This window comes from Flavobacterium sp., from assembly GCF_035760125.1.
Taxonomy (GTDB): Bacteria; Bacteroidota; Bacteroidia; order Flavobacteriales; family Flavobacteriaceae; genus Flavobacterium.
Map to the genome: position 1 here is coordinate 1 of NZ_DASTTN010000364.1, position 7,657 is coordinate 7,657.

Consider the following 7,657-nt stretch of genomic DNA (forward strand, 5'->3'; position numbering starts at 1 on the left):
AGAAGTCAATCAGGACATCGATTCCCTGCGTCAAAAATTCATCCATTTCACCACTACGAATTCTCCGGATTTCATTTTAAAAATAAAAGAATACCACATTTGGATTAACATCAAAGGCATCAAAAAAGCCTATTGGTCACCCCATTTGCATCTCGAAATGGAATCCAAAGGCGATAATCAAACCCACATTAGGGGATTGTTTGGACCCGATCCCGACTTATGGACATTCTTCATGTTTTTACATTTCATGATAGCGGGAACATTTATCATCTTTTGCGGTATCGCCTACTCTCATTACATTCTAAAAGCATCCACAACAGCTGATTTCATCGTAATGTCCCTCATGGTTTTCGCTTGGTTCCTACTCTACGTCATCGCCAAGCAAATCCGAAGCAACGGAGAAAAACAAATGGACGATATTGAAAAAATATTTCTAGAAATCATAGAATCCGAATAATTAGCAGCTAATCCAGCTCTCCATTGCAACTCCTCGTTCAAAAAAGGAGTTGTTCCAATGCGCTTGCACGAGCTTCTTTCAGTCGCTCAGCAACCACAGGAACAACAACCTTTTTTCACTGTGGGGTTTCCATTTCGATCTGGGCTAAAAAAAATCAGCATTAGAACAAATTCCAATACTGATTTTATATTTATTTTATTTCACTGAAAACTGATACTGAGTCAAAAAGCTATTCCCTAATTACTCCTCACTAATCACTTTCCTTTACTGATTATATCCAAAACGCTTCAACATATTTGCGTTGCTTCTCCAGTTTTTATTCACTTTCACGTACAATTCAATATGGATTTGCTTCCCGAAGAATTTCTCCAAATCCACACGGGCATCCATTCCTACTTTTTTCAAAGCAGCACCTTTATGACCAATAACGATTCCTTTTTGGGTATCACGTTCCACCATAATCAAAGAACGAATACGGATGATATTCTCATCTTCGAAAAATTCTTCGGTTACGATTTCCACTGCGTATGGAATTTCCTTACTGTAGTTCAATAATATTTTTTCACGGATTGTTTCGTTTACAAAGAAACGCTCCGGCTTGTCCGTCAATTGATCTTTTGGATAATACGCTGGCGATTCAGGCAATAATGAAATAATCCTTTGAAAAACTTCGGGAACATTAAAATTCTGCAAAGCAGATATTGGATAAATTTCAGCATTCGGGACTTTGGCGGTCCAAAAAGCTACTTGTTCTTCCAACTGAGCTTGATTCGAATTGTCAATTTTGTTTAATAATAACAAAACCGGAATTTTAGAATGGATAATTTTATTAAAAAAAGCTTCGTCTTTCAATTCTTGCTCACCAATCTCTACCATATATATCAAAACATCGGCATCTTCAAAAGCAGACTTCACAAAGTTCATCATCGATTCCTGCATTTCGTAGGCCGGTTTGATGATACCAGGTGTATCCGACAAAATCATTTGAAAATCTTCCCCGTTTACAATTCCAAGAATCCTATGACGTGTTGTTTGTGCTTTTGACGTAATAATTGATAACCTTTCTCCAACAAAGGCGTTCATTAACGTTGATTTCCCAACGTTTGGATTCCCTATGATGTTTACAAAACCTGCTTTATGTGACATTTCTTCTATAATTTATGCTGCAAAGGTAGTCATATCAAGTCAATACAGGAAATAAAACATTTTTTAAAGTTTTCATTGGATTTATCAAAATTCGGCGTATCTTTGCACCCGAAACAACGCGGGATAGAGCAGTAGGCAGCTCGTCGGGCTCATAACCCGAAGGTCACAGGTTCGAGTCCTGTTCCCGCTACTAAGGTAGCCTTATTGAGATTACAAAACGCACATCGCGGGATAGAGCAGTAGGCAGCTCGTCGGGCTCATAACCCGAAGGTCACAGGTTCGAGTCCTGTTCCCGCTACTAGAAAAGCTTCAGAGAAATCTGAAGCTTTTTTCTTTTTAACCATCTTTCTCAACGTCTCTTTGTGTTCACGAGCGGGACGCTCGCGCCAGCAGGGTAACATAATCAACAGTATAAAAGAACATTGAAATGTTAGAAATCCTTTACCAAGATGAATATATTATAGCAATTAATAAACCAAGTGGATTGTTGGTTCACAAATCATTTTATGCGCGCGATGCAAAAGTTTATGCTATTCAAGAATTGAGAAATCAAATAGGAGGGCAACACGTTTATCCTATTCATCGGTTAGACCGAAAAACTTCTGGTATCTTATTATTTGCGTTAGATAAAGAGATTTTAAAAATTATGAATGATCGTTTTGCCACACGCGAAGTCGAAAAAAAGTATTTAGCAATTTTACGTGGTTGGTCACCCGAAGAACTAACGATTGATTATGATTTAACCAATGATGATGACATTAAACAAAATGCGATAACATACTTTCATCGTTTGCAAAATGCCGAAGTCGAGTTAGAATTTAACAATCAACCAACGTCGCGATATTGTTTGGTAGAAGCGATTCCTGAAACTGGACGTATGCATCAATTACGAAAACATTTCAAACATATTTTTCATCCCATTTTAGGAAGTCGCCCACATGGTTGTAACAAACAAAATAAATTATGGCTGGAGAATTATGATCTGAAAGGAATGATGCTTCATGCACATCAGTTAATTTTTAATCATCCAATAAAAAATGAACAACTAATCTTGAATGCAAAGATTAATGAAGAGTTTAGCAGAGTAGGTACTATTCTTAATCTAGATTTGAGTAAGTATCAATAGAATAATAATTTGTAAATCATCGGGCTCATATCCGCCACGGCGGACACAGGTTCGAGTCCTGTTTCCTTTACTAAAAAAGCTTCAGATTTCTCTGAAGCTTTTTTAGTTTATAGAATATTTGATTTAGATTGTGAGGTGAAGTCAGGAGACATTCGCACAGCTTTTCATAAGAAGACTTTGTAACGCCGGATGTCTTTTTATTTAGTTTCTTTTTCTATTTCTTTAATTATTTCTTTAGCTGTTTTTATTTGTTGGTCATACACTTGTACAATTTCGGTTGAAATTCCTCCTAATATATTTAATCTTGTAATGTTTGAGTTATCAATTACAGATTCCATGCCTTTATCAGTGATTCTTAATGATGTTTCAACAGATAAATTACCAAAGAATTTTTCGGCATTAGCTAATCTAAGCATGTTTTGTTGATAGTATTTAAGAATTGATGATTTCAATTTTTTATTTTCTATATAGCCTATTTTTCCGCTGGACTTAAAACCGTCATATTCACCAGTAGACGTTTCCCTATTGATAAATGGCGGTAAAGGATTGATTTTTAATTTTTTAAATGCTGCATAATTTGATTTATATTGATTAATTCTTTCTAAATTTCTATTAAAACTTTTCAGCCTTGTTGAATAAGTTTCCATAAGCAGTATATCCTGATTCAAATCCTGATTCAAATCTGTTAAAAATTCTTTTGCCTCTTCTCTTTGATGATGTTCTTCGCTCATACTATGAAACCAAATAGAAATAGTAACCGCAAAAACAATAACCACAATTTCAACAAGAATTTCTTTAATTTTTTCGCCAAGAGTATTTCTTCCTTTAGCTGTTTTTACAATTTTTTCAGTATGCTTTATAATTTCGTCTTGCATTTTTTCGGTTTTTTATTTATTCTTGTCGTCAATTTCTTTTATAATTTCTCTTGCTTGCTTAATAGCGTCTTCATAATCTTTTTGGGTAGCTTTGGTAAAATTATCAATACCCGACAAAATAATCTTTGTCTTCTCTTTCAATATAGCCTTATTGATATCTTCATCTTCTTTTCCATCTATTAATAAATCTATATATCTTGAAGTGAGTTTTTCGTATTCATCTTCGACAATCGCTATCTGTGGAATAGTTTGCTGATAATAACTCAAAATCTTATTTCTTATATTTTGATTTTCTATGGTATTTATTTTTCCACTAGATTTAAAGCCTTCATATCTTCCATTATTTACTACTGTATTAATGAAATTTGTACCTGAATTAATTTGTTGATGATTCGCTTTAATACTGTCTATCTTTTTTTGTGTAAGATGTAAATTAAAAAAAATTTGTTGTTGCGTTTTATGAAATGTTTTTTTTGTCACTTCCAATTTTGAAATGTCATTTTGTAAATCTTCTTTCAACCCAATTAAAAATGTTTGTGCATCTTTCTGCTGATGTCTCTCTTCGCTCCAGGAGTGAAGCCAAATTGAAAGTGTAACTGCAAATACAATAATTAAAATTTCAGTAAGTATTTCTTTTACTTTTTCTTTGAAAGAATGTTTTTTATTGTTCATCTCTGAATATATATTTTTTGTGTGTTTTATTATTTCGTCTTGCATATTTTAGTTTTGTAATTTGAACTCTAGCTGTTGGAGGAAGCTTATTTTAGTACGCTATTTAATTCAACGAGTTCAAAATCGTCGTTATTTTGCAGTAGGTGTTTTAATATAGGAATATGTCCTTGTCCAAATATTAGTACAACATAGTTGTCATTTGTATTTATTTGATTAATTATATTTGAATAAATAGCAAGATTTCTTAAATACCACTCTGATACAGTTTCTGCTCCTGCAAAATTTTTACCAGCTCCAATCTTTGCCATAAATTTTAGATAAAGTGATAAATTTCTTTTTAATTCGTCAGGTTTATTTATGTGTTTTAAGACTTCGGTTATTGTGCCTTTTTTCAATTTATTGTCATAATCATTTAGCATTGCTTTTGCCTCGGCCCTTAAATCTTTTAGCAAATAAAGTTGATTATTTTCTTTTGCGGTTGCAGCCATTAAGCTATCGTGCATTCCATAGAATTTGTCTATACAGTTTATTTGATTTAATTTTAATTTTTTCCCTAACCTAAAACCAATTTGTTCTCTTTCTGAAACTGTAAGTTTATAATGGCCTGTTAAATATAAATTATACAAACTATCGCTAGAACGTTGATTTTCAACTGGCCTTTCAATCATTACTTTAGTCGCTTTTGTTTGAGACAAAACATTAGTTAAATCTTCTAATTCACTTTGTCGCTTAGCACTTAAAAAATCGTCCGTTTTTAGTTCAAAATTATCTGTATGTGGGGTTTCAAAATGAATTGTCCCGATTAATAAGATTTTAGTTTTATGTTTAGATTCTTGTCCAAAAGTTGTTGTTACAATTAAAAGCGCAATTAAAAATGTAGAAATGGTTTTAATGAAAGTCATTTTTTTAGTTTATTTTTTATTATTGTAGTTCCCTAAAATTGCCACCAACTTATTTACACAGGTAACAAAAATCACACAAAGCAACCCAAATTAGTGTAGATATGTGTGATAAGTATTACACATCATTTATTTTCAAATATATAATTTTTCGATTATAAATCATCATAAAGACCTTTATTTTACAGGATATTTTTGACACATAAAATGAATGTAGATATGCAAACAAAAAGAAGAGAAAATGTCAAGCTATATTTTTGTAATTAGGCTGCTTCCCGCTATAAAGATAAAAGCTTCAGAGAAATCTGAAGCTTTTTTCGTTTAAATTTACCATCCTTAAAAACTTCTAAAGATTACTCTCCCCCTTTTTCATACATTATTCATACACTATCTATGCTTTATCCATGCTTTATCTATGCCTTTGACCCGTCCAGAAATAACAGAACTGGAATTTAAGGAACAAATGATGAAAATCTGCGTGTTGCATTGAATGATGTTGGCATTATAAAACTTCCCAACGGAAAACATTTTATTCTTTCAGTGCACTTGAAAAATAGTATTGAAACAAAAGAAGACAACGAAAAAATAATCGCGGATTTACTTCGTAAGTTCGCAATCGGGGGGAGATACTCGCACCAGCTGCACTTCAAAGTAATTACTATCTTGCCAGAAAGCATAAATATAAAAAAAGGCACTTGCTGTAAACAAGTGCCTTTCTATTATAAAAGTAATTTTATTTTGAGTTAACTTTTTACAGCTGAATATTCAAAAGATTGATAAAAACCATTTGTTTATTGCCTTCTGTTTTCGCCAAAATTAATCTTTTAGCTTCCGGTAAATAATTCACAAAACCTGTAATTATTGTTCCATCATCGTCTAAAGATTTTATTCTAAGATTGTTGTCAATCGAACCGTTATTTAATCGGTAAATTCCAGGAACTTCATATTGTCCGTTTACATATGTATTTACAAAAAAATTCCCTTTAATATTTTGCACACCAATTGATTTATAACCTTCTCTGGTTGGTCGTACCTTATAATCCACAGTACTTGTCAGCTCCCCATTCATATTAAATACTAGTAAGCTTGGGTAACCGTTTGAATATTCCGGAACTTTGAACGTAGAATTTGGAAAGGTAGGATCTGGTTTTGTTCCGCTTTGAAAGTCACAGTCTACAAATAAGTTAATTTCATCATTTTGTATAGACAAAGTATTGAAATTAACTTTCTTTAAATCCTTAATATTTCTTAAACTTTCTATAGGATTATTTTTCAAGACCGTACCTGCATTTAAATCATAAACAAGAACTTTATCAAATTCTCCGCGATTTATTCCGTGTGCATAATTATTAAATGCGATCAGATACTCGTTAGGACCTACTGAAAAAGAAAGCGGTTTCTTAATCTTCACATCTTCTTTACCAAAATCTTTGTTTTCAACAGTATTTCCGTCTGCTATGGCCAATACGTTTTGAGATCCGGTTTCTTTAGTTGTTCTGACGAAAATCACTTTTCCGCTATCACTTAAAACTACATCGTCTGTAAATGACAATAACGGAAAGGAAACGTCTTTTTGCCAAAGTAAATCTCCTGTTCTTCCATCTATAATAGTACATTGATGTTCTTCTGCAATTTTCTTATTTGCAAATTTGCTATAAACAATTCCGAAATAGTTTTTGTTTTGTGAAACCATTGCATAAGTAGTTCCAGATTTTGAAAGGCTTTCAAAAGTATATTCGGCGATTACTTTTTTATCAAATAAACCCGTTTTTTTATCAAATGTAATTTGATGAATTTCTTTCTTTTTTGTTTTATTTGAATAACAATCCGTTAAAATTATAAGCTTCTCTTTTCCAATCTCATAACTTCCAACATAATTATGAAGCGTAATTGCGTCTTTATATGGAAATTCTTCTGTAAAGGTCTCAACTAACTGATTTTTTTGATCAAATTTTCTAATAATAATTTTGTTGCTTGACTGCATTCCGCCGTCCACATTTATTACAGAAGACATATAATGATTGTAGTTATCAACCAAAACTACTTTAAAATCTATTTCTCGTGAATCGTAGTCAAATTTAGTTCCGTATTCTTTACTAATCTGGCTAAATCCAGAATTACATAGCAGTAAAAGAAGGAGTACAATTATTTTTGTTCTCATAGTATTAGATTTTAAGTCGTTTTATAAATTTGCTTTTCGATGGCTTTTAATTCGGTTTCCTCACTTGAATTTAACTTGATGTAAATTAAATTTTCCTGCATCTCATTAAGTACTTTTTCTGCTTCAGGTTTTTTATTTAATGCCAAATTTAAATTCATTAAATTGAAGTAAATAAACTTTGCAATTTTTGCGTTAAAATCGGCTTTTGGATCTTTAAAATCAATCTTAGTTAAGGTTTCTCTCCAAATATCAATTCCTTTTTGCATTCCGGTAAAAGCTGCGGCATTAATTTGCGGATTTTCAGGACTTAATTTTTTCAAA

General features: G+C 32.2%; 8 protein-coding genes and 2 tRNA genes. 4 read left to right on the forward strand and 6 right to left on the reverse strand.

What is annotated here, in order from left to right:
* On the forward strand, positions 1-457 hold a 457-nt coding region (locus VFS71_RS12975; protein ID WP_326401723.1), incomplete at its 5' end, for a hypothetical protein.
* 264 nt (positions 458-721) lie between these two features.
* Here VFS71_RS12975 and era read toward each other — a convergent pair.
* On the reverse strand, positions 722-1,603 hold the full coding sequence (gene era, locus VFS71_RS12980) for a GTPase Era (protein WP_111411329.1): 882 nt from the start codon (positions 1,601-1,603) through the stop codon (positions 722-724).
* Between the two features lie 117 nt (positions 1,604-1,720).
* On the opposite strand from era, the gene VFS71_RS12985 reads away from it, so the two are divergent.
* The 3 genes from VFS71_RS12985 to VFS71_RS12995 all read left to right on the forward strand — a co-directional run bounded on the left by VFS71_RS12985 (position 1,721) and on the right by VFS71_RS12995 (position 2,729).
* Positions 1,721-1,793: transfer RNA gene (locus VFS71_RS12985), tRNA-Met, on the forward strand.
* A 35-nt stretch (positions 1,794-1,828) separates the two neighbouring features.
* Positions 1,829-1,901 (forward strand) — tRNA-Met (locus VFS71_RS12990).
* A 129-nt stretch (positions 1,902-2,030) separates the two neighbouring features.
* Entirely contained in the window at positions 2,031-2,729 is a 699-nt protein-coding gene (locus VFS71_RS12995) for a pseudouridine synthase (protein WP_326401724.1), read from the forward strand.
* A 197-nt stretch (positions 2,730-2,926) separates the two neighbouring features.
* Here VFS71_RS12995 and VFS71_RS13000 read toward each other — a convergent pair whose 3' ends face one another.
* The 5 genes from VFS71_RS13000 to VFS71_RS13020 form a co-directional block, all read right to left on the reverse strand.
* On the reverse strand, positions 2,927-3,604 hold the full coding sequence (locus VFS71_RS13000) for a DUF6090 family protein (RefSeq protein WP_326401725.1): 678 nt from the start codon (positions 3,602-3,604) through the stop codon (positions 2,927-2,929).
* 12 nt (positions 3,605-3,616) lie between these two features.
* The gene (locus VFS71_RS13005; protein WP_326401726.1) at positions 3,617-4,321 is read right to left on the reverse strand and encodes a DUF6090 family protein; all 705 of its coding nucleotides are present in this window, start codon (positions 4,319-4,321) and stop codon (positions 3,617-3,619) included.
* 41 nt (positions 4,322-4,362) lie between these two features.
* Positions 4,363-5,178 carry a DUF5694 domain-containing protein gene (locus VFS71_RS13010; protein ID WP_326401727.1) on the reverse strand — a complete coding sequence of 272 codons (816 nt, stop codon included), beginning with the start codon at positions 5,176-5,178 and terminating at the stop codon, positions 4,363-4,365.
* A 748-nt stretch (positions 5,179-5,926) separates the two neighbouring features.
* A complete protein-coding gene (locus tag VFS71_RS13015; protein WP_326401729.1) occupies positions 5,927-7,336 on the reverse strand; it encodes a hypothetical protein in 1,410 nt (469 codons plus the stop codon).
* Between the two features lie 11 nt (positions 7,337-7,347).
* The coding region (locus VFS71_RS13020) for a hypothetical protein (RefSeq protein ID WP_326401730.1) at positions 7,348-7,657 on the reverse strand (310 nt) is incomplete at its 5' end.

Excerpts from the sequence above, each read along its gene's own strand:
- VFS71_RS13000 (WP_326401725.1), bottom strand. The coding sequence starts at position 3,604 with ATGCAAGACGAAATTATAAAGCATACTGAAAAAATTGTAAAAACAGCT.
- VFS71_RS13010 (WP_326401727.1), bottom strand. The coding sequence starts at position 5,178 with ATGACTTTCATTAAAACCATTTCTACATTTTTAATTGCGCTTTTAATT.
- era (WP_111411329.1), bottom strand. The coding sequence starts at position 1,603 with ATGTCACATAAAGCAGGTTTTGTAAACATCATAGGGAATCCAAACGTT.
- VFS71_RS13005 (WP_326401726.1), bottom strand. The coding sequence starts at position 4,321 with ATGCAAGACGAAATAATAAAACACACAAAAAATATATATTCAGAGATG.
- VFS71_RS12995 (WP_326401724.1), top strand. The coding sequence starts at position 2,031 with ATGTTAGAAATCCTTTACCAAGATGAATATATTATAGCAATTAATAAA.
- VFS71_RS13015 (WP_326401729.1), bottom strand. The coding sequence starts at position 7,336 with ATGAGAACAAAAATAATTGTACTCCTTCTTTTACTGCTATGTAATTCT.